Below are 21,074 nucleotides of genomic sequence, written 5' to 3'. Positions count from 1 at the left end.
CGGTACGAGTCAGTACGGTAGATACATGAGTCATACGGAGTCGCCGGCGCTTGCCAACCACCTGATGGACACTGTTCTTCCCGTCCGCCCTGCCATGGTGGATCGCGGCTCGGGCATCCGTATGAAGCCCGGCATGGTTGAGGACGTCATCGCGTCCGGCACTGCCATGGCCATGGTCATCTCGCAGCGCAAGGCGCTGGTGACTGCGGAGGGACTCTGGTTCGGCGATGCCACCGCCCTCTGGGCCGCCCTCAAAGAGTCCGACGCCGGTGCCGCCGCCATTTATTTGGGGACCACTCTGATGTCGTCCTCGTTGCCGGAAGGAACTCCGGTCCTCCTCTTCACAACCACCGATCCCCCGGCAGCGGGTACGGCTACCATTCCCTCGGACGTCCAGTGGGCAGGGTTCCGGGAGGTCGCGGCCACGTTGGATGCCATGGACACCGCGTTGTTCATCGAAGCCAGTGCGATTTCCAACTGGCATGCCACCCACACGCACTGCCCGCAGTGCGGCAGCCCCACGGAAGTCGAAGCCGGCGGTTGGGTCAGGCGCTGTCCCAAGGACAACTCGGAGCATTACCCGCGGACCGATCCTGCCATCATTGTCACTGTGGTGGGACCTGACGGTCGCCTCCTCTTGGGTGGCGGTGGGCCCGTTGACGCCAAAAACTACTCCACCCTGGCTGGATTCGTTGAGCCGGGCGAATCCCTGGAACAGGCTGTGGTCCGGGAAATCGGGGAAGAGGTGGGTGTCCGTGTGACGGCCTGCCAGTACCTTGGCTCGCAGTCCTGGCCTTTTCCCGCATCGCTCATGCTGGGGTTTACGGCCACCACGGACGACACCGTTGCCAGGCCCGACGGCGTGGAGGTGACCCGCGCGCGGTGGTTCAGCAGGGATGAGCTGCAGGAAGCTGTGCTCAGCGGCGAGATCACGATTTCCACCCGGCTTTCGATTGCCCGTTCCTTGATCGAGCATTGGTATGGCGGCGTCATCGAAGACCTTCAGCCGTGACAGAGGTGTTTTTCGACGCCGGTGGCTCACTGGAGGAGCGTATCCTCGGCGGCTTGGATGACGAGCAACGCGAAGTGGCCAGTACCCTGGCCGGTCCCATGTGCGTGCTCGCCGGCGCCGGTACGGGAAAGACGCGCGCCATCACCCACCGTATTGCGTACGGTGTCCACTCCGGGGTGTACAGCCCGCAGCGGTTGCTTGCGGTGACATTCACTGCGCGCGCGGCTGCCGAAATGCGCAGCAGGCTCCGCGATCTTGGTGTGGCCAATGTGCAGGCCCGCACCTTCCACGCCGCAGCTTTGCGGCAGTTGCAGTTTTTCTGGCCGCAAGCCATCGGCGGCACGCTGCCGAACCTGTTGGACCACAAAGCCAACATGATCGCCGAGGCCTCCCGCCGGTTGCGCCTCAGCACGGACCGTGCCTCCATCAGGGACCTGGCAGCGGAGATCGAGTGGGCCAAGGTATCCATGCTGACTCCCGCCAATTACCTGGAGAACGCCCAGGGCCGCGGGACACCGGGCGGGTTCGACCTGACGGCTGTTTCCAGGGTGTTCCAAGCCTATGAGGACATCAAGACCGACCGTAACGTCATCGACTTCGAGGACGTTCTGCTCATCACCGTGGGGATTCTCCAGGAGGATCCCAAGGTGGCTGCGACCGTTCGCGAGCAGTACCGGCATTTTGTGGTCGATGAGTACCAGGACGTTTCTCCGCTTCAGCAGCGGCTGCTGGATTTGTGGCTTGGCGGCCGCGATGAGTTGTGCGTGGTGGGGGATGCCAGCCAGACCATTTACTCCTTCACAGGAGCGTCTCCCAAGCATCTGTTGGGTTTCAAGGCGCAATTCCCTGGTGCAAGCGTGGTCAAGCTTATCCGTGACTACCGGTCCACACCGCAGGTTGTGAAATTGGCCAACGATCTTCTGGGATCCCGGCGGAGCGGAGGACCGGTGGCCGACGCGGCATGGGCGCCGCCCCTCAAGCTCGTGGCGCAACGTCCGTCCGGTCCGGAACCGAAGTTCATGGAGTGCCCGGACGACGAAGCGGAAGCAGCTGTGGTGGCGGGCAGGATCCAGGAGCTGCTCGACGCCGGGGTCCAAGCCAGTGAAATAGCCATTCTTTTCCGCACGAACGGTCAATCCGAGGCCTACGAACAGGCGTTGGCATCAGCGGGCATCGGCTACCAGCTTCGGGGCGGGGAGCGGTTCTTCGCACGGAAGGAAGTCCGTGATGCCATCCTGCAACTCCGGGCTGCCACCCGGGCCGTCGCCGAAGGGCCCCAGGAACCACTGGGCCAGATCGTTAGGGACATCGTCGCGTCCCTGGGCTACACCGAAGCTGCCCCGCACAATGGGGGAGCACTCCGTGAGCGATGGGAGTCGTTGGCAGCGCTGGTCGCTTTGGCCGACGAGCTTGCGGTCAGCCGCGGTGAGTCGTTCACTTTGGCTGAGTTTGTTAATGAACTCCAGGAACGTTCCGTGGCACAGCACGCCCCCACGGTGCAGGGTGTCACGCTTGCATCGCTCCACTCAGCCAAGGGCCTGGAATGGGATGCAGTATTCCTGGTGGGCCTCAGCGAAGGTCTGATGCCGATCTCCTTCGCCGATACACCCGAAGACGTGGATGAGGAACGCCGTTTGCTTTACGTGGGCATCACCCGCGCACGTGAACACCTGAATCTGTCATGGTCAACAGCACGTACACCCGGTGGAAGGGCAAACCGTAAACCGTCGAGGTTCCTGGACGGGCTTCGTCCCGACTCCGTGGCGTCTGCAAACGCCCGCAGCAAGTCAGGTCCGGTGCGCCGGAAAGCTGCCGCGCCGGCGTCGTGCAGGGTGTGTGGAAGCATGCTCGCCACTGGCGCTGAACGGAAGGTGGGGCGGTGCAACCAGTGCCCGCCTTCCTACGAGGAACAAACGTTCGACGCCCTGAGGCAGTGGCGCAAAGACGAGGCAAAATCCGCCGATGTCCCTGCCTACGTCGTGTTCACCGATGCCACGTTGACGGCCATCGCGGAGGCCAAGCCAACCTCCTTGGAGGAATTGGCGGGCCTGGCAGGAATTGGCCCGTCCAAGCTGGAGCGTTACGGCGAAGCGGTCCTGGCGGTCCTGGCGGAGAGCGCTGTTCTCTGATGGCAGGTGCACGTGCAGGGGACCGCGAAGTGCCCCGCGTGACGGACGACGGCGCTCCGGTGGTTGTGCGCCGGTCAACCAGGCGGCGTCGAACGGTCGCCGCGTTTTGGGAAGACGGCAACGCCGTGGTTGCCATCCCGGCCAGTTTCACCAAGTCCCAGGAACGTGAATGGGTACAGCGAATGCTCGCGAAGCTCAAGAAGCAAGGCGAGCAGCGGTCCGGCAGGAGCAAACGTCGCCCGGCAACCGACCAAGTACTTGCTGAACACGCCGCGCATCTTTCGCGTACTTATCTCGGAGGCCGTGCTGTCCCGACGTCGGTCCGCTGGGTCGGCAATCAGAACTCACGGTGGGGTTCGACGACTCCCGCCGATGGCAGCATCAGGCTTTCCAACAAGCTCCAGCCCATGCCGCAGTGGGTGATCGATTACGTCCTGGTGCACGAGCTCGCGCACTTGCTCGTTGCCGGACACAATGCGCACTTCTGGTCGTTGGTCGAGGCTTACCCGGAGACCCAGCGGGCCAAGGCCTTCCTGGAGGGAGTAGCTTTCGCGACGTCGAGGGGGCTCACCGGAGAATCCGGCGCCGAAAACCACTCCGACCCAGCCTCGGACTTAGTGGATTAACGCAGCAACGGCCGCCGTTGGCGGCGACCGTTGCTGTGGGGTATTTTTCGGGGCGCGCCCAGGACCAGCCGACCATTTGGCAGGTCGACTATTTCACGGGGGGCTCGGGGTCGTTGACGTCGGAGTCAGGCTCGTCGGCCGGGGTGTCCGACGGTTCAGTTTCACCGGCGTCGTCGGCCGTTTCGTAGCCGCCGTCCAGCAGTTTTTGGAGGGCGTCGTCAACTTCGCTGTCGCTTGCCTCAGCGAGCCGCCTGCGCTCGGAGAAGCCCTTGGGATCGTCCAGGTCCGCGCCGGTGGGCAGCAGGTCCGGATGGTGCCAGATGGCGTCGCGTCCGGCGATGCCGCGCTCTTCCTTGAGAGTGGCCCACAAGGTGGCAGCCTCCCTGAGGCGTCGAGGACGCAGCTCCAAACCCACCAATGAGGAAAAGGCATGTTCTGCCGGTCCACCTGTGGCACGCCGGCGTCGGACTGTTTCACGCAGGGCGGTGGCGGAAGGCAACACCTTGTCAGTGGCCTCAGCGGTCAGTTCGTCCACCCAACCCTCAACAAGGGCGAGGGCTGTCTCAAGCTTTTCCAGGGCAGCCGTCTGCACGGGGGTGCGCTCCGGAGTGAAGACGCCCTGGGACAGGGCTGCCTGGATGCCTTCAGGGTTGCTGGGATCGAGGTCCCGGGCAAGGTCCTCAATGCGGGACATATCGATGTGGATGCCGCGGGCGTAGGCCTCGATGGCGCCCAGCAGATGGCCACGCAGCCACGGAACCTGCACGAACAATCTGGCGTGCGCTGCTTCACGGACGGCCAGGAACAACCGGACGTCGTTCTCGGGCAAGCTGAGCCCTTCGCCAAATTTGGCGACGTTCGCCGGCAGGAGTGCCATTTCCAGGTCCGCCAACGGGACACCGATGTCGGTGGAACTGACAACTTCCGCGGACAGGGCTCCGATGGCCTGGCCCAATTGCATGCCGAAGATGGCTCCGCCCATGTTTTGCAGCATGGAAGAGGCTCCGCCCATCATGGACTTCATTTCCTCGGGCATTTGCTGGGTGAGTGCGTTGGACAAGGCGTTGGCGACGCTGTTCGCTACCGGTTCGGTCAGCCGCTTCCAGGTCCCCAGTGTCGCTTCCACCCATTCAGCGCGTGACCAGCCGCGTCCGATCAATCCTGTTGCGGACAGGTCAGTGACGGGATCGAGCCAGAGTTCGGCGAGCCTTAACGCTTCGTCGACTTCCTTGGCCTGCTGGGCAGTGACCGAAGGGTCGCTGCTGGAGGCGGCTACCCGTCGCGCGTTCTCATGCGCAAGCTGCCAGTTCACAGGTCCCTCGGACGTGGAACTCATCATGGCCTGGACCTGGGCGAACATTTGCTGGAGCAATTGGGGGTCGTTGGGCAAGCCCGCAGCCTTGGCCAGTTCAGCGGGATCGATGTTGCCCATGCCTTGTCCGCCCATGAGGTTCTGCAGCATTTCTGCCAGGGGATCCTTGGGGGTCTCGTCGTCGTTGGACGGGTTGTTGGGGTTGGAAGTCATGGTGCCGCCGATCGTCGAACTGGCTGGTGATCCCTTTCACCGTACCCCGCGGCTGGAAGGCTGTCTGCCCGGACGCGGCGTCGTTCGCTGTAGGCAAAGCAGTACAGCAACGCCGTACCGCGTAGTGTTGATGTTTGGTATGTGTTGCCGTCGCCTGCGGCTGCAACGAGCCACAGGAACCGGTCATGCCATGCCGGAAAAAGAGAGGCCTCAATGCTTACTTCGCCCAGCCCCGAGGGCCCCTTCACCTCGCGCCAAACCCAGGATCCGCGTCTGGCGTCCGACGCCGATTCCTCCCAGGTGCCTCCGGCACCTCCGGGCAACAGCCGCTACATGATCATGGTGATTTCAGGGTTGCTGGCTTTGGGTCTCGGCATCGGGGCGGCGGCGTTGCCTGTTCCGTATGTCATCGAGTCAGCCGGTCCGACGTTCAATACTTTGGGCAAGGATGGCGACAAGCCCGTCATCAGCATTTCCGGCCACGAGGCGTTCCCGGCCAAAGGAAACCTGGACCTTACTACCGTGGTCATGACCGGTGGTCCCAAGACTCCCGCCACGATTTTCGATGTCTTCCGCGCATGGCTGGACAGTTCCAAGGCGATCTACCCCGAGGAACTCATCTATCCCAAGGGGACCACTGCGGAGCAGACGGTCCAACAGGGCGAAATCGACATGCAGACCTCGCAGGAGAATGCGGTGGCCGCGGCGCTGCGGCAGCTGGATATTCCTTTCGAGCAGCGGTTGGATGTTGCCGGCTTGTCGGACCCGTCGCCGTCGGCCGGCAAGATCAAGGAAGGTGACCGCTTGAAGACCATCAACGGGAAGGCCATCACCTCCATGGCCGTAGTACAGGCCGAACTTGCCGCAGGCGCGGGAGCTCCTGTCGCCGTCGAGGTAGAGCGTAACGGCGCCCTCGTCACCGAAACAGTAACCCCCACCAAGAACCAGGCTGACCGGTACGTTCTCGGTGTGCTGTTGTCCAGCGACTTCACCTTTCCTTTCGATGTCAGCATTTCCCTGGACAACGTCGGAGGTCCCAGTGCGGGAATGATGTTCGCGCTGGGAATCGTGGACAACCTGACACCGGGTGATCTCACCGGTGGCAAGCACATTGCCGGCACAGGAACCATTACCGCCGACGGCAACGTGGGTGCGATCGGTGGCATTGCGCAGAAGATGATTGGCGCCCGCCAGCACGGGGCAACAATGTTCCTTGCCCCGGCGGCGAATTGTTCAGACGTGGTGGGGCATGTCCCGGATGGTCTTCAGGTCGTCAAAGTGGAAACGTTGGCTGACGCAACCGCTGCCGTGGAGCGACTCGGGGCCGGACAGGACACGGCGGGCCTTCCCACCTGCACAAACAACTAGACTGGCGGTGGAACTTAGCTCCATCGCCACTCGTGGCATATATGACGGCCTCCGCCATATCCCAGCGGCAGAGAATGTCAAGTACTCGCACACCGACTGTTCACTGACACCAATGAGGTACAGAGTTTGTCCCGTCCCGCCAGCTCCAACCCGCCCGGAAGATCACCGCTGAGACGAGGTGCCCTTACTCCGACGCTCATTGTCGTGGCTGTGGCCGTCGTCGGGTTCATTTTCTTCGCCAATGTGTGGACTGACGTCCTCTGGTATCAGCAGCTTGGTTTCTTCGAAGTTTATCTTCGGGAAAATCTTGCCAGGATCATCACGTTCCTGGTCGGTTTCGCCATGATGTTCGCAGCGGTCTTCTTTGCCATCAGGATCGCGTACCGCTCACGTCCCGTCTACGCGCCTGATGCGGAGTCCCGGGACAACCTGAACCGCTACCAGGCTCAGCTCGAGCCGGTCCGCCGGGTGGTCATGATCGGTCTGCCCATCCTCTTCGGACTCTTTGCCGGCAGCGCGGCCGCCAGCCAATGGCAAAAGGCGTTGTTGTTCTTCAACCAGGAGCCTTTCGGCCAGACCGACCCCCTGTTCAACCTCGACATCAGCTTCTACCTGATGTCGTTGCCGTTCCTGGGTTTCGTCACCGGGTTCCTGATCAGCATTACCGTGGTGGCAGGCATCGCCGGCATCCTCACCCACTATCTCTATGGCAGCATCCGCCTCATGGAGCGTGGCATCTTCACCAGCCGCGCAGCGCAGATCCACATTGCGGTGACGGGCGCGCTCTTCCTGATCCTGCTTGGCGTCAACTTCTGGCTGGACAGGTACACCACCGTCCAGAGCAACTCCGGCCGCTGGGCCGGCGCCTTGTACACGGACGTCAATGCCGTGGTGCCCACCAAGGCGATCCTCGCAGTTGCCGCGGCCTTGGTAGCCATCCTGTTCATCATCGCCGCAGTCATTGGCCGCTGGCGCTTGCCGGTCATCGGGACCGCGATGCTGGTGATCACGGCCATCCTCGCCGGTGGCGTCTACCCCTGGGTTATCCAGCAGTTCCAGGTTCGACCCTCGGAAAACACCCTCGAGCGGGAATTCATTGACCGCAACATCAATATGACCCGGTCTGCGTACGGCCTGGACAAGATTGATGTCTCTGCCTACAACGCCACGACGACGGCCACGGCCGGCGCGTTGGCCGCGGACGCCCAGACCGCAGCCAACATCCGGCTCCTGGACCCGAACCTCATCTCGTCGGCGTTTGCCCAGCTTGAGCAGTTCCGTCCGTACTACCAGTTCCCGCAGACCCTGAATGTGGACCGCTACATGGTGGACGGCAAGGTCCAGGACACAGTGATCGCAGTCCGTGAACTGAATCCTGATGGCCTCAGCGCCAACCAGCAGACCTGGGTCAACAGGCACATCGTCTACACGCACGGCTATGGCGTGGTGGCCGCAAAGGGCAACAAGTTCACCGCTGACGGCAAGCCGGAGTTCCTGCAGTCCGGTATTCCGTCCAACGGAGTTTTGGGCAACGACACCACCTATGAGCCCCGGATCTACTTCGGCGAGAACTCGCCTGAATACTCGATTGTCGGTGCCCCGGATGGCGCTCCGAACCGCGAGCAGGACCGTCCGGCAAGCCGTGAAGGCGGGGGAGAGACCCAGTACACCTTCAGCGGAAATGGTGGCCCGAATGTGGGCAATTGGCTCAACCGGATTCTTTACTCCATCAAGTTCCAGTCCTCGGATCTGCTGCTCTCCGATGGCGTTAACGCAGAATCGCAGATTCTCTACGACCGCAACCCGCGCGAACGGGTGGAGAAACTCGCTCCTTACCTGACGGTTGATGGCAATGCCTACCCGGCTGTGGTGGACGGTCGCGTGAAATGGATTGTGGATGGCTACACCACCAGCCAGTACTTCCCGTACTCGCAGCCGCAGCAGTTGCAGAACGCCACGGCTGACTCGCAGACCAGCGCCGGCCGCACGGTTGCCCTGCCGAACAGCTCGGTGAACTACATCAGGAACTCGGTCAAGGCCACCGTAGATGCCTACGACGGTTCGGTGAATCTCTACGCGTGGGACGACCAGGATCCCATCCTGAAGGCATGGCAGAAGGTGTTCCCGACCACCATCAAGCCGTATTCCGAGATGTCAGGCGATCTGATGAGCCACGTGCGCTACCCGGAGGACCTCTTCAAGGTCCAGCGCGAACTCCTGGGCCGCTACCACGTGACGGATCCTGACAACTTCTACCAGAACAACGATGCTTGGAGCGTCCCGAACGATCCCACCGTCTCCGAGGCAGTGAAGCAGCCGCCGTTCTACATGTCCCTGCAGATGCCGGACCAGGAGAAGCCTGCGTTCCAGCTGACTTCCTCGTTCATCCCGCAAACCGTGAACGGAAACGCCAGGAATATTCTGTACGGCTTCCTTGCGGCGGATTCCGACGCCGGTAGCGTCAAGGGCGTCAAGGCGGACAGTTACGGGAAGCTGCGGCTCCTGCAACTCCCAACCGACACTCAGGTTCCTGGCCCGGGACAGGCCCAGAACAAGTTCAACTCAGACCCCACCGTGTCACAGGCGTTGAACCTCCTGCGCCAGGGTGCGTCCGACGTCCTGAACGGCAACCTGCTGACCTTGCCCGTTGGCGGTGGCCTGCTCTATGTCCAGCCTGTGTACCTGAAGTCCACGGGTGAGACGTCCTACCCCACGCTGCAGCGCGTCCTGGTTGCCTTCGGCGACAAGATCGGTTTCGCGCCGACACTTGACGCGGCCCTGGACCAGTTGTTCGGTGGTAACTCCGGTGCGACGGCGGGCGACTCTGCCAACAACGGACAGACACCCGCCACGCCGCCGGGCACAACCACGCCGCCCGCCGGACCCACGGATGCCAAGGCTGACCTCAAGGCAGCCCTGGATGCAGCCAACAAGGCCATCCAGGACGGTCAAGGGGCTCTTGCCAAGGGTGACTTTGCCGGTTACGGCGAACAGCAGAACAAGCTGTCAGAAGCCTTGAAGAAGGCCATGGACGCTGAAGCCCGACTCGGGACAACGTCGACGCCGTCAGCTACTCCAAGCGCGACGCCGTCACCATCGCCGAGCAGCTAAGGCCGCCCGACGACTGAAGGCCGGCACCCGCTCCTGATGGAGCGGGTGCCGGCCTTTTTGGCGAGCGCCACCCTGCCCGGGGTGGGGGAGACGCACATCACGTCGCCAGGATTTGGTCTGCCATTCACCGGACGGTAATGTTGTTCTTGCGACGCGGGGTGGAGCAGTTCGGTAGCTCGCTGGGCTCATAACCCAGAGGTCACAGGTTCAAATCCTGTCCCCGCAACTGGAGAAAAGGTCCGGATCAGTAATCACTGATCCGGACCTTTTGCTTTGCCCTGCGAACCCTCCCTCACCTCCCGCGTGCTTGTCTGCGAACCCGCTTCCACGTCCCGCGTGCTTAGCCGCGACCCTCGCTCGCATTCCATCCCCTTAGGCGTGCGCCAGGAGCGGAGAGTGATCTGCGGCACGTTATCCGCGCTATGGTCAGAGGCACCCTGAACCGTGGGGTAGAGTTGTTCTTGCGACGCGGGGTGGAGCAGTTCGGTAGCTCGCTGGGCTCATAACCCAGAGGTCACAGGTTCAAATCCTGTCCCCGCAACTGGAAAAAGATCCGGATCAGTAAAACTGGTCCGGATCTTTTGTTTAACCAAGTCGCTGAACAGTGTTGCCGACAACGTGGGTGCTAGCATCGAATCCGGATTTGCTGAGGCAGGAAAGACTTCGATGGGACCCCCAATGGTCAATGGTGACGACAACTCAGGCTCCGATCGCCAAGTCCTTCAGAGGGACAGCCCTGTAGCGGTGTACCAGCAGGTGGCTGACGTCCTGACGGAGCAAGTGAGCCGTTTGGAACCGGGATCACGCATTCCAACCGAAGAGGCCCTCATGGGCGAATACGGGATCAGCCGGACCACTGTCCGGAAGGCAATCGAAACGCTGGTGTCCAAGGGACTGCTGGTCCGCCGGCAGGGGAAAGGCACGTTCGTGATGGCCCAGCGTCCGGTGAAGATGCTGAATCGCCTGGCACCCTTCATGGAGACTTTCACGGCCGCCGGCATGAAGACCGTCAAAGGTCTCATCGAATACAAATGGATGGAAAAGGACCGGACTGTCCCAGCCAAATTGGTTTCCGCCGATAATCTGGTCTTGGTTATCCGACGCTCGTACTCGAGCGCCGGATGGCCCTACGCCATTGCGGAGATCTTCATCCCCTCACACATTGGGCGCCACATCAGCCTGGCTGATGCCGAGCGTAACTCCATCTACCAGGTTATTCAGGATCGAACGCTGAAGCCCCTGCATCGGGCTGAGATCACTGTGACCATGCATGCGCCCCCCGAGCACCTGGCGGACGCTCTGAACGTGCGTGGGTTCGCTATGGTGCCCCGGCTTGAACGGACCACGTTGGGACCCCATGGAGAGGTCCTGGAGTGCACCGTGACCTATTTCCACCCGAAGGGATTCGAAATTCGCGCCGAGGTGGCTACAGATGCCAGCCCGGGGCAGGAAACACCGCTATCCGCCGAAGGACAGGCGGCCAACGCTTAAAATCCAAGTGGGCAGGATCCCTCGGGATCCTGCCCACTTGACTGTCAGCAGTTCGTGGAGGGGAGCCCTCCGGTTCTGCTTTAGAGTTTGTCGAAGTCCGCTTCGTCGACCGTCGCCTCAGCTGAAGCAGGGGCTCCTGCGCCGATGGCAGGCTTGGAGCCACCCGACTTCAGTGCAGCAAGACGGGCTTCGATTTCGGTCTGCTCGCCAAGATCCTCAAGCTGGTTGAACTGTGCGTCGAGGCTGGAGCTGGCAAGCTCCTGCTGGCCGAGGACCTTGGCCTCTTCGCGGCGGATCTTTTCCTCGAAACGGCCCACCTCGCTGGTCGGATCCATGATGTCGATGCTCTTGAGGGCATCGTGTACCTGGGACTGGGCGGCGGCCGTCTTGGAACGGGCCACCAGCTCGTTGCGCTTGGCTGTGAGCTGGTTGAGCTTGTTCTTCATCTGGTCAAGACCGGTCTTGAGCTTGTCCACCACCTCGGTCTGGGAGGCAATGCTCGGCTCGGCAGCCTTTGCCTCGGACTCTGCGGTCATCTGGCGCTGGATGGCCACCTTGGCAAGGTTGTCGAACTTCTGGGCATCCACGGTGTCGCCGGCAGCGCGGTACTCGTCGGCCTTCCGGGACGCTGCCAGGGCCTTGTTGCCCCAGTCCTGTGCATTCTTGACGTCCTCGTTATAGTCCGCCTGCAGCATCCGGAGGTTGCCGATGGTCTGTGCCACCGCGGACTCGGCCTCGGCAATGTTGTTCGTGTAGTCGCGGACCATCTGGTCCAGCATTTTCTGCGGGTCTTCTGCCTGGTCAAGCAAGGCATTGATGTTGGCCTTTGCCAGCTGGGAGATCCGACCGAAAATGGACTGCTTAACCATGGTGTTGCCTTTCGTCCTGCTCAGTGGTGACACTGAAATCAGTGATCAGTTGTTGTACCGCTTCTATGCGGGGCATGGACCCCGCCTAGTCTCTTTGGCTAGAAGTCGCCGCCACCGCCACCGTCGCCGCCCCAGCCGCCGCCGTCGAAACCGCCGCCGGAGTCGCCGCCGCCACCCAAGAAGCCACCGCCGCCTCCGCCGTCGTTACCTCCGCCGCCCCAGCCGCCTCCGCCGCCGTTCAGGATGGAGTTGATGAGGATGCCCCCGAGGATGGCACCGCCGAGGCCACCGCCGCCGCCACCCCCGCCGAACATTCCACCGCGTCCGTAGCCTTGGTCGGCGTAGCCGAACTGGTCGACATCGGACTGCGCGAGTTGCGCAGCTTGGGCTGCGAGCGAATGCGCCTGCTGAGCGTAGGTGAGAGCCGTGACGGGATCATTGCGTGATATGGACAGCGCGTAATCGAGGTTGCGCTGGGCCTCCGCCAACCTGGTCCGTGCCTCTGTGCCCACCCCGCCGCGACGTGCTGTGATGTAATCGGACGTTGCGCTGATCTGTGCCTGCGCTGCCATGATGGTCTGCTGAAGCGAGGCCTGCGCTCGACGAGCTTGCTCCTGCTGATCGCGGACACCGGACAGAGACTGGTCGAGCGCCTGATGAGATGACTCCAGGCGGCTGAGCGTCGCAATGGGGTCGATTTTTCCACCTTGGATCTCAGTCTTGACCTGTGCCAAGGCCGCTTCCACGCCCGCCACTGGTCCGGCGAGCTCCGGGTGCGCACCGGACTGAATCAAGGCCCTTGCTTGGGCGAGGTCCTGGCTGGTTTCCGCTACGGCGCTTTCCAAGGAAGTACGGGCCTCATCCAGGCTGCCGGCCGTCTTGGAGATGGCATCGATCAACACGTTGGTTTGGTGCAGGCTTTCCTCCGCGGCGCGCACTGCCACAGCGGCCAGGCTGTTCTCGCCGCTTGCCAACTTCTCTTGGGCGGCGTGGGCGGCGTTCTGCACGAACGCGAGTCGCTCCTTGGCTTGCAGGATGTTGTCGGAGACCTGTGTCAACGCGGTTTCGGCATATTTGGCGCGCAAGACTTCGAGCGACTGCTCTGCGCTGGCGATCTTTGCATCAGCCTCCTTGGCTCCGGCGGTCACTGCTGCCAGAGCCTGAGGGGCGTTCTTCTCAAGCTCGCGCAAGGAATCGAAGTCAGCTTTCTGATCGCGAAGCGAAGCCAGAGCAGCTTCTGAGCGGCGAATGATTTCGCCGAGCCAGCTCCGTTGCTGTTCTTCGGTGTCAGGAATGTGGTCATCCAGCTGCTGCTGCAGCTTGAAGGACTCCGTCATGTGGCCCTTCGCCTCTTCCAGGGCCTTGGTGAAGTTGCCGATCGCGGAATCACCGTACTGGGCCTGCGCGAAGCCGAGTTCCTGCTCGCTCGACTTGATGGCGTCGTCAGCCTCGATCAGCAGTGAGCCGCTCTTCTGGCGCAGTTCCGGAATGCTGAGACCAGCCAGCGGATCAAGTGCCTCACCCTGCGGTCCATAGCTGGCGCTGACAGCCTTGGTGCTGCCCTTCTTTCGCCGGTTACGGAGATAGAGGTACGTGCCGGCACCGCCGGCCGCAACAACACCAACCCCCACGAGGACACCGACGCCCGCGTTGCCGTTGGGAACTGTTCCGCTGCCTCCGCCTGCCGCATCGCCGATGGCAGCTGCTGCGTCTATGGCAGCCTGGGCGTAATTACCGGCACGCAGCTGAGGATCGATTGCCTTACTGGTGATCGTGTCCCTCTGGGCATTGGTGATCTTGCTGTTGTTGGGCTTGCTCAACTGGTACTGACGCGTCTCGGTTGCCACAGCGAGAACCAGGGCGTTCGGCCCAAGCTTTGCTTTGTCGGCGACCTCGGCAGCCCACGCAACGCGATCTGTAGGATCCTCGAAGCGTTTTACGAACACGGCATGCAGCGTCATGGCGTGGTCTTTACCGAGTTTCTGGATGGCCTCTTCGACCTTCGCTTTGTCTCCACCAAGTACGCCAGCCGAATCCACAATCTTGGTGGTGGGATCGAGTGTCACCGGGCTCTCTGCCCAAGCCGCGCCGGCCGGGAGGGCCAACAATCCAGCCACGCCGATGACAGCGAGTACGCGTTTAAATATTGACCGCATGTGCAACCCTTCAGCACGTCTGCGACTGGAACAAGGCGTACCAATCGTCACAGAATGCTCAGCGCCCCCACGCATGGTGTAAAGCCGCAGGTCGCTGTGGCAATTCCTCTTGATTCTATGGTGCACCCCATGACCCGTCCACAGGGGTGAATATGCCACCAGCGAAATATAGGAGAAACATGGATTGTTCTGTCGTTGAGGGGCATCGGGAGGGGCAGATAAACGCGGCAATGCACCTTTCAGGAAGCTCCCAGCGAACGTCCCCTTTTGTTCCAGTTATTGGGTACATAGTTGTTGAAGACGAGGACGAAAGGAAGACCCATGACGGAGAACCCAGCGCAGGGCAACTCACCGGAAAACCGGGAGCCATCCCAGCCCCATGCAACATCGGGCCAGCACAACGACGCCTCCCGGCACAGCGATGACTCCCAGCCGCAGCAGCCTGCCTGGACTTCAGGTCAAAACCAGGGCAACCAAACTGCAGCCCAACCCACCACACCCTTGCCGGCTTACCAGCCGCAGGCGCAAGGCCACGGGCAGCAGCCGGGCCAGCCGCCTTATTACGCAAATCCGCAACAGCAGGATCCGGCGCAGCGCCCCGGCTACCCACAGCACCAGCCCTTCTATGGGGGCGGAGCGAACCCGGCCGGCAACAACCCCGGTCCGCAGTTCACCAGCGCACAAGGCCAGCAAGCACAGGGCCAGCACACCCCCGGCATGCAGCACGCGCCCGGCCACTCAACGGTAGCCACCAAACGCAAGCCCGCCTTCGGTGTGGGAACCCTTGTGGCGAGCATGCTCGCAGCGGGGCTCATCGGCGGTGGAGTTGTCGCCGGCAGCAATGCGTTGTGGGACAACCCCGCCCCGGCGGCGTCCACGGGTGGCCAGTCCAGCACTGTGATCGTGAACAACAAGGATGATGTCAACGTCATCACCGCAGCGGCGGCCAAGGCTTCTCCCAGCGTCGTCACCATCAAGGCAACCAGCGGCAACGAGGGCGGAACCGGATCCGGAGTCATCCTTGACGATCAGGGCCATATCCTCACCAACACCCACGTGGTGACGCTGGACGGCGCTACCTCCAACGCCGCCATCGAGGTCCGGACCAGTGACGGCAAGGTCCTCAAGGCAACCGTTGTTGGAACGGATCCATTGTCGGACCTCGCCGTCATCAAGGTCAGTGACGCGTCAGGTCTGGTTCCTGCAACTTTGGGTGACTCTTCCAAGATCAACGTGGGGGACACCGCCGTCGCAATCGGTTCGCCCTTGGGCCTGACCGGCACGGTGACGGACGGTATTGTTTCCACCCTCAACCGCACCATCAGCGTGGCTTCCTCGGCTGCCCCCAAGGAGGGCACCGACAATTCGCAGGGCGGTGACCAGGGCTTCCAGTTTGCGCCGCCCAACGGCCAGCAGGGACAGTCCACGGCAAATGAAGGTTCCATTGCCATCAACGTGATCCAGACCGATGCCGCGATCAACCCGGGCAACTCGGGCGGCGCGTTGGTCAACAGCAAGGGCGAGATCATCGGTGTCAACGTCGCCATTGCCTCCGCCGGCAGCGGCACGTCCGATTCGTCAAGCGGCAACATCGGTGTGGGCTTCAGTATCCCGATCAACCACGCCAAGCGCGTTGCCCAGGAGATTATCGATTCCGGCAAGGCCAGCCATGGACAGTTCGGTGTTTCCGTCCGGGCGAAGTCGGCCACCAGCAGCGACTCAGGGTTCAGTGTGGGCGCCGAAGTCGCCTCGGTGACTTCCGGTTCCGCCGCAGCCAAGGCGGGCATCAAGGTGGGCGACGTCGTCACGAAGTTCGGCGACTACGCTGTCAGCGATCCCAACCAGTTGACCGCAGCGGTCCGGGAGCAGCCCGCAGGCGCCAAGGTCAAGGTCACCATCCAGCGCGGTGGCCAGAGCCAGGAGGTCGAGGTCACCCTCGACGCCGCACAGCAGTAAAGCCTGAAAGCGGCAACGCCCGACGACGGCCGGCACCTTGGAGGTGCGGGCCGTCGTCGTGCCGTCCCGGCGTGGTTGCGCAGGGGTGAAACAGGGGTTAACGCTGGGAGTGGTTTTCTGCGGGCAATATGCTTAGCTAGGACGAGCCCACGCGCTGGGCAATTCACGGCCACGCTGTTGCGGTTGGCCGTCCACAAGCATGGAAGGCTGCTTCGAAGACAGTGGAAGAGACATTGAAGATTGTCGTTCTGGTCAAGCACGTCCCGGACGCGCAGTTCGACCGGCACATCACCGGACCTGCCAACACAACCGACCGCGAAGAGAGCATCCTGTCCGAATTGGACGAGTATGCCCTCGAGGCTGCATTGCAGCTGGCCGAGGAACGCGGCGGGCCGAAAGCGGGCAATGAAGTCATTGCCCTGAGCATGGGTCCTTCGGGTGCGGTCAACGCGGTCAAGAAGTCGCTGCAGATCGGCGCGTATTCGGGAGTCCACCTCAGCGATGACGCTCTGGCCGGCTCGGATGCTGCTGCCACGTCGCTGGCGCTTGCTGCTGCGATCCGGCACATCTCAGCCGACGGGCGGCCGGTGGACCTGGTCCTGACGGGCATGGCGTCCACTGATGGTGAGACGTCGCTGGTCCCGGCCCAGCTCGCCGAGCGGTTGTCACTCCCGCAGGTGACTTTCGCCTCCAGCCTGGAGATCGCGGGGGGCCAGGTCACGGCCCGCCGGGACGCGGGTCCCTACTCTGAGACTATTGAGGCTGCGCTTCCGGCCGTTGTTTCGGTGACTGACCAGATCAACGAGCCCCGCTATCCCAACTTCAAGGGCATCCTGGCAGCCAAGAAGAAGAAGATCACCTCCCTGACCTTGTCCGACATTGGTGTGGACGCCTCGCAGGTCGGCCTCGCCGGGTCCTGGACCGTAGTTGAGTCGGCCGAAGCGCGGCCGCCGCGCACCGCAGGCACCATCATCACCGACGAAGGCGACGCAGGCATCAAGCTGGTCGACTTCCTTGCCGCCCAGAAGCTGCTCTAAAGGGGACTCCAACCATGGCAAATGCACTTGTTTTCATTGACAACCCGGGAGCCGCTCTCAAAAAGAGCAGCCTGGAGCTCCTGACCATTGCCCGCTCGCTGGGGGAGACCGCCGTCGCGCTTACCGGCGAGCTGTCCGACGACGTCGCCGCCACCCTGGGTGCCTATGGCGCCACGACGGTTTACCGACCGTCCACGGACGATCTCGACAACTATCTGGTGGGTCCCAAGGCTGCCTACCTGGCCGCTGTGGCCGCAACCTCCGGAGCCACGGCGGTCCTGCTCGACAACTCTCCCGAGGGCAAGGAAATCGCCGGCCGGCTTGGAATCAAACTGAACGCCGGAGTCATCACCGATGTTGTTGGTGTGGAGCCTGATGGCACCGCGCACAAGTCGGTCCTGGCCGGCTCTTACAACACCTCCGCGAAGGCCACCACTGCGGTGACGGTGCTTTCGGTCAAGGCCAACAACGTTGAGCCCGCACCGGCAGGCGAGGCGTCTGTTCCGGCAACCACCACGGTGGATGTTCCGGGAGACGCTGTTGCAGGTTCGGCTCGTATTTCGGCACGCGCCGAGAAGCCCGTGAGCGGCCGTCCGGACCTTAGCGAAGCCAGGATCGTGGTTGCCGGCGGCCGCGGCGTGGACGGAGATTTTGGTCCGCTTGAGGAACTCGCCGATGCCCTCGGTGCTGCCGTGGGTGCCTCCCGCGCTGCCACCGACGCAGGGTGGATCGGCCATGACGCACAGGTGGGGCAGACGGGCGTCACGGTTTCACCGCAGCTGTACATCTCTGCCGGGATCTCCGGAGCCATCCAGCAGAAGGCCGGCATGCAGACGTCGAAGGTGATTGTCGCAGTCAACAAGGATGCCGAGTCGCCGGTCTTCGAAATCGCCGACTACGGCATCATCGGTGACCTGTTCAAGGTCATCCCGCAGGCTACGGCCGAGATCAAGAAGCGGAAAGGCTGATCCCTTTGCCTACTGACGCTACGTCAGCAAAGAGCCCGTTCGACGCCTCCAAGGAGCGCGTCGAGCGGGTGCTTTGTTTTACTGCCCATCCTGACGATATCGATTTCGGTGCCGCGGGAACCATCGCGGCGTGGACGGCCGCCGGCGTCCAGGTCAGCTACTGCATCATGACCGACGGCGATGCTGGCGGCTTTGATCCCGCGGACCGTGCCCGGATCATCGATCTTCGGGCCGAGGAACAGCAACGGGCTGCCGCACTGGTGGGCGTGACGGACATCCACTACCTTCACGAGCGCGACGGCTACCTGGAACCGTCACACGGCGTCATCAAGCAGGTGGTGAAGCTTATCCGTGAAATCCGCCCCGACATTGTGCTGACCATGCACCCTGAACGCAACTGGGACCGTCTTCAAAAGAGCCACCCGGACCATTTGGCAGCCGGGGAGGCGGTGACCCGGGCGGTCTATCCTGCCGTGGAGAACCCGTTCGCGTACCCCGAGTTGGCTGCGGCCGGCCTTGAGGCGTACAAGCTTCCGTGGCTGTGGTTCATCTCGAGTCCGGAGTCCAGGGAGAACCATTTTGTGGACGTGTCGGCCCACGTGGATGCCAAGATTGAGGCCATCCGGGTCCACGCCAGCCAGCATCCCGATGTTGCCGGGATGGAGCGTGTGGTCCGGGGGATGATGCTGGCCAATGGTGAGCGAAGTGGCCTCCCCACGGGAACCAGCGTGGAGGCATTCCATGTGGTGTCGGTCAACGGATCCAGCACCATCGCCGGCTTCTGACATTGCCGTGGTGTAACCCGTGTCATATGCTTGATCTCGGTTAAATCATATTTATTCGAGGAAGGCAGACTTTGATGGCGAAGACTGCGCAACAACCCGTGCTGGTGATTATGGGAGTCTCCGGCTCAGGCAAGTCCACCGTGGCAGGAGTGCTTGCGGGCAAACTGGGATGGGATCTGGCCGAAGGCGACGATCTGCACCCCGAGTCGAACGTCGCCAAGATGCACTCAGGGCAGGCGCTCACCGACGAGGACCGCTGGCCCTGGCTTGGCATCATTTCCGATTGGATCACCGGGCACGTCGAAGCAGGTGTGCCCGCGATCATCACGTGTTCTGCATTGAAGAAGAAATACCGGGACGTTCTCCGTGCGGAAGGGGTGGTCTTTGTGTTCCTGCAAGGCAGCAAAGACAAGATCTCCGACCGACTGGCGTCCAGGCACGGCCACTTCATGCCGCCGTCGTTGCTCGAGTCGCAATTCGATGCACTTGAGGAACCGACTGAGGACGAGAACTACATTTCGCTGTGCGTCTCGGCCTCGCCGGCAGAAGAAGCCGATGAAGTCATAGAACGCCTTGGGTTGCACCCCGTCACCGGGGACGCCGAAGCGGGCGCCAAGTGATTGCACTCCAGGCAGCCGCACAGGTGCAGGAATGGACCGGGCACGACACCCAGCTCCTGGTGGTGGCGGCGCTCGGTATCGCCCTGATTGTGGTCCTGATCGCCAAGCTGAAGCTGCACCCCTTCCTGGCACTGGTCCTGGGCTCGGCCTTCGTCGGGCTCGCCTCCGGCGTGGAACTGGGCAAGGTCATCACCAATTTCGAGGACGGTGTGGGAGGCGTCCTCAAGGAGGTCGGGCTGCTGATCGCCCTCGGCGCCATGCTGGGGAAGTTGCTCGCGGACTCCGGTGGAGCAAACCGCGTGGTGGACACCCTGCTGGCCAAGGCAAGCGGCAACAAGCTGGTCTGGATGATCACCCTGGTGGCCGTCATCATCGGGTTGCCGATGTTCTTCGAGATCGGGCTCGTCCTGCTGCTCCCCGTGATTGTGCTGGTGACGCAGCGATCCAAGATGAAGCTCATGAGGATCGCGATCCCGGCGCTGGCCGGCCTGTCCGTGCTTCACGGCCTGGTGCCTCCACACCCGGGACCGTTGATCGCCATCAGTGCGGTGAAAGCCGAACTCGGAACTACCCTCGGCCTGGGCATCCTGGTGGCAATCCCCACAGTCATTATCTGTGGCCCCCTGTTTTCGCGCCTGGCAGCGCGGTGGGTCCCTGTCGACGCCCCGGCAGTTGCCGGTGGCATCGACACCCAGCACACAGCGGACCTCAGTGAGGTCAAGCGCCAGCCATCGTTCGTGGTCACCCTGCTGACCATTATCTTCCCTGTCGTCCTGATGCTGCTGAAAGCCTTGGGTGGCATCATCTGGCCTAATCCTGACACCGCGCCGGCCATCCGGATCTTCTTCGACTTTGTGGGCCAGCCATTGGTAGCCATGACCCTTGCGGTCCTGGTGGCCATTGTGACCTTTGGCTATGCCGTGGGCTTCACGGGCAGCAGGATCACGGCCAAGCTGGGTGAAAGCCTTGGTCCGATCGCGGCGATCCTCTTGATCGTTGGTGCAGGTGGTGGTTTCAAACAAACCTTGATCGGGGCGGGCGTGGGTGACGCGGTGAAGAAATGGGCCGAGGGCGCCAACATGTCCGTCCTGGTGCTGGGCTTCATCGTTGCCGTAGCGCTCCGGCTGGCAACCGGCTCAGCCACGGTGGCAACCGTGACAGCCGCGGGGATCGTGGCGCCGCTGGCCAGCAGCCTGAGCCCAACCCATGCGGCGTTGCTCGCTTTGGCAATCGGTGCGGGCTCCTTGTTCCTCTCCCACGTCAACGACGCGGGGTTCTGGCTGGTCAAGGAGCTGTTCGGGCTTACGGTGGGCCAGACCTTCAAAACGTGGTCCGTGATGGAGACACTGATTTCCGTAGTCGGCTTCGGCTTCGTGATGCTTCTGTCGCTGGTGTTGTAGCTTCACGAATCAAGCAGCAAA

Annotated in this window: 15 protein-coding genes and 2 tRNA genes; 14 read left to right on the top strand and 3 right to left on the bottom strand. The window is 62.5% G+C overall.

What is annotated here, in order from left to right; all coding sequences use genetic code 11:
- Nucleotides 1-25: 25 nt before the first annotated feature.
- From nudC to IEY62_RS01525, 3 genes are read left to right on the top strand one after another with little or no spacing between them, the layout of a single operon-like run.
- Nucleotides 26-1,012 carry an NAD(+) diphosphatase gene (nudC, locus tag IEY62_RS01535; protein WP_189013331.1) on the top strand — a complete coding sequence of 329 codons (987 nt, stop codon included), beginning with the start codon at nt 26-28 and terminating at the stop codon, nt 1,010-1,012.
- Nucleotides 1,009-3,141, top strand: a complete 2,133-nt coding sequence (locus IEY62_RS01530; protein ID WP_189013329.1) for an ATP-dependent DNA helicase UvrD2 — start codon at nt 1,009-1,011, stop codon at nt 3,139-3,141. Before nudC ends, IEY62_RS01530 begins: the two co-directional genes overlap by 4 nt.
- Nucleotides 3,141-3,767: a M48 metallopeptidase family protein gene (locus IEY62_RS01525; protein WP_189013327.1), complete on the top strand. Its 627-nt coding sequence runs from the start codon at nt 3,141-3,143 to the stop codon at nt 3,765-3,767. The genes IEY62_RS01530 and IEY62_RS01525 overlap by 1 nt, the downstream gene beginning before the upstream one ends.
- Before the next feature lie 88 nt (nt 3,768-3,855).
- Here IEY62_RS01525 and IEY62_RS01520 read toward each other — a convergent pair whose 3' ends face one another.
- Entirely contained in the window at nt 3,856-5,292 is a 1,437-nt protein-coding gene (locus tag IEY62_RS01520) for a zinc-dependent metalloprotease (RefSeq protein ID WP_189013325.1), read from the bottom strand.
- Between the two features lie 213 nt (nt 5,293-5,505).
- Between IEY62_RS01520 and IEY62_RS01515 the strand changes: the two genes are divergently transcribed.
- From IEY62_RS01515 to IEY62_RS01495, 5 genes are all read left to right on the top strand, one after another.
- Nucleotides 5,506-6,660: a YlbL family protein gene (locus IEY62_RS01515; RefSeq protein WP_189013323.1), complete on the top strand. Its 1,155-nt coding sequence runs from the start codon at nt 5,506-5,508 to the stop codon at nt 6,658-6,660.
- 126 nt (nt 6,661-6,786) lie between these two features.
- Nucleotides 6,787-9,771 carry a UPF0182 family membrane protein gene (locus IEY62_RS01510; protein WP_189013321.1) on the top strand — a complete coding sequence of 995 codons (2,985 nt, stop codon included), beginning with the start codon at nt 6,787-6,789 and terminating at the stop codon, nt 9,769-9,771.
- 152 nt (nt 9,772-9,923) lie between these two features.
- A tRNA-Met gene (locus IEY62_RS01505) sits at nt 9,924-9,997 on the top strand.
- A gap of 241 nt (nt 9,998-10,238) precedes the next feature.
- Nucleotides 10,239-10,312: transfer RNA gene (locus tag IEY62_RS01500), tRNA-Met, on the top strand.
- 125 nt (nt 10,313-10,437) lie between these two features.
- Nucleotides 10,438-11,262, top strand: a complete 825-nt coding sequence (locus IEY62_RS01495; protein WP_189013319.1) for a GntR family transcriptional regulator — start codon at nt 10,438-10,440, stop codon at nt 11,260-11,262.
- Between the two features lie 80 nt (nt 11,263-11,342).
- On the opposite strand, the gene IEY62_RS01490 is transcribed toward IEY62_RS01495, so the two are convergent.
- Nucleotides 11,343-12,131 carry a PspA/IM30 family protein gene (locus tag IEY62_RS01490; protein ID WP_189013317.1) on the bottom strand — a complete coding sequence of 263 codons (789 nt, stop codon included), beginning with the start codon at nt 12,129-12,131 and terminating at the stop codon, nt 11,343-11,345.
- 98 nt (nt 12,132-12,229) lie between these two features.
- Nucleotides 12,230-14,287 carry a TPM domain-containing protein gene (locus IEY62_RS01485; protein ID WP_189013315.1) on the bottom strand — a complete coding sequence of 686 codons (2,058 nt, stop codon included), beginning with the start codon at nt 14,285-14,287 and terminating at the stop codon, nt 12,230-12,232.
- 321 nt (nt 14,288-14,608) lie between these two features.
- Here IEY62_RS01485 and IEY62_RS01480 point away from each other — a divergent pair, with 321 nt between their 5' ends.
- The 6 genes from IEY62_RS01480 to IEY62_RS01455 all read left to right on the top strand — a co-directional run bounded on the left by IEY62_RS01480 (nt 14,609) and on the right by IEY62_RS01455 (nt 21,053).
- A complete protein-coding gene (locus tag IEY62_RS01480; RefSeq protein WP_189013313.1) occupies nt 14,609-16,243 on the top strand; it encodes a S1C family serine protease in 1,635 nt (544 codons plus the stop codon).
- A gap of 233 nt (nt 16,244-16,476) precedes the next feature.
- Complete coding sequence (locus tag IEY62_RS01475) at nt 16,477-17,280, top strand: electron transfer flavoprotein subunit beta/FixA family protein (protein WP_189013311.1); 804 nt, start codon at nt 16,477-16,479, stop codon at nt 17,278-17,280.
- Between the two features lie 14 nt (nt 17,281-17,294).
- Nucleotides 17,295-18,248 (top strand): electron transfer flavoprotein subunit alpha/FixB family protein, encoded by a 954-nt coding sequence (locus tag IEY62_RS01470; RefSeq protein ID WP_189013309.1) that lies wholly within the window; start codon nt 17,295-17,297, stop codon nt 18,246-18,248.
- 5 nt (nt 18,249-18,253) lie between these two features.
- The gene (locus IEY62_RS01465) at nt 18,254-19,033 is read left to right on the top strand and encodes a PIG-L deacetylase family protein (protein ID WP_189013307.1); all 780 of its coding nucleotides are present in this window, start codon (nt 18,254-18,256) and stop codon (nt 19,031-19,033) included.
- Between the two features lie 74 nt (nt 19,034-19,107).
- Nucleotides 19,108-19,653: a gluconokinase gene (locus IEY62_RS01460; RefSeq protein WP_189013305.1), complete on the top strand. Its 546-nt coding sequence runs from the start codon at nt 19,108-19,110 to the stop codon at nt 19,651-19,653.
- A complete protein-coding gene (locus tag IEY62_RS01455; RefSeq protein WP_189013303.1) occupies nt 19,650-21,053 on the top strand; it encodes a GntT/GntP/DsdX family permease in 1,404 nt (467 codons plus the stop codon). Before IEY62_RS01460 ends, IEY62_RS01455 begins: the two co-directional genes overlap by 4 nt.
- Nucleotides 21,054-21,074: the final 21 nt, after the last annotated feature.

This window comes from Paenarthrobacter histidinolovorans (assembly GCF_014647595.1).
Lineage (GTDB): Bacteria > Actinomycetota > Actinomycetes > Actinomycetales > Micrococcaceae > Arthrobacter > Arthrobacter histidinolovorans.
The sequence above is the reverse complement of the archived record's forward strand: the minus strand, read 5'-3'. Positions and strand labels throughout refer to the sequence as shown.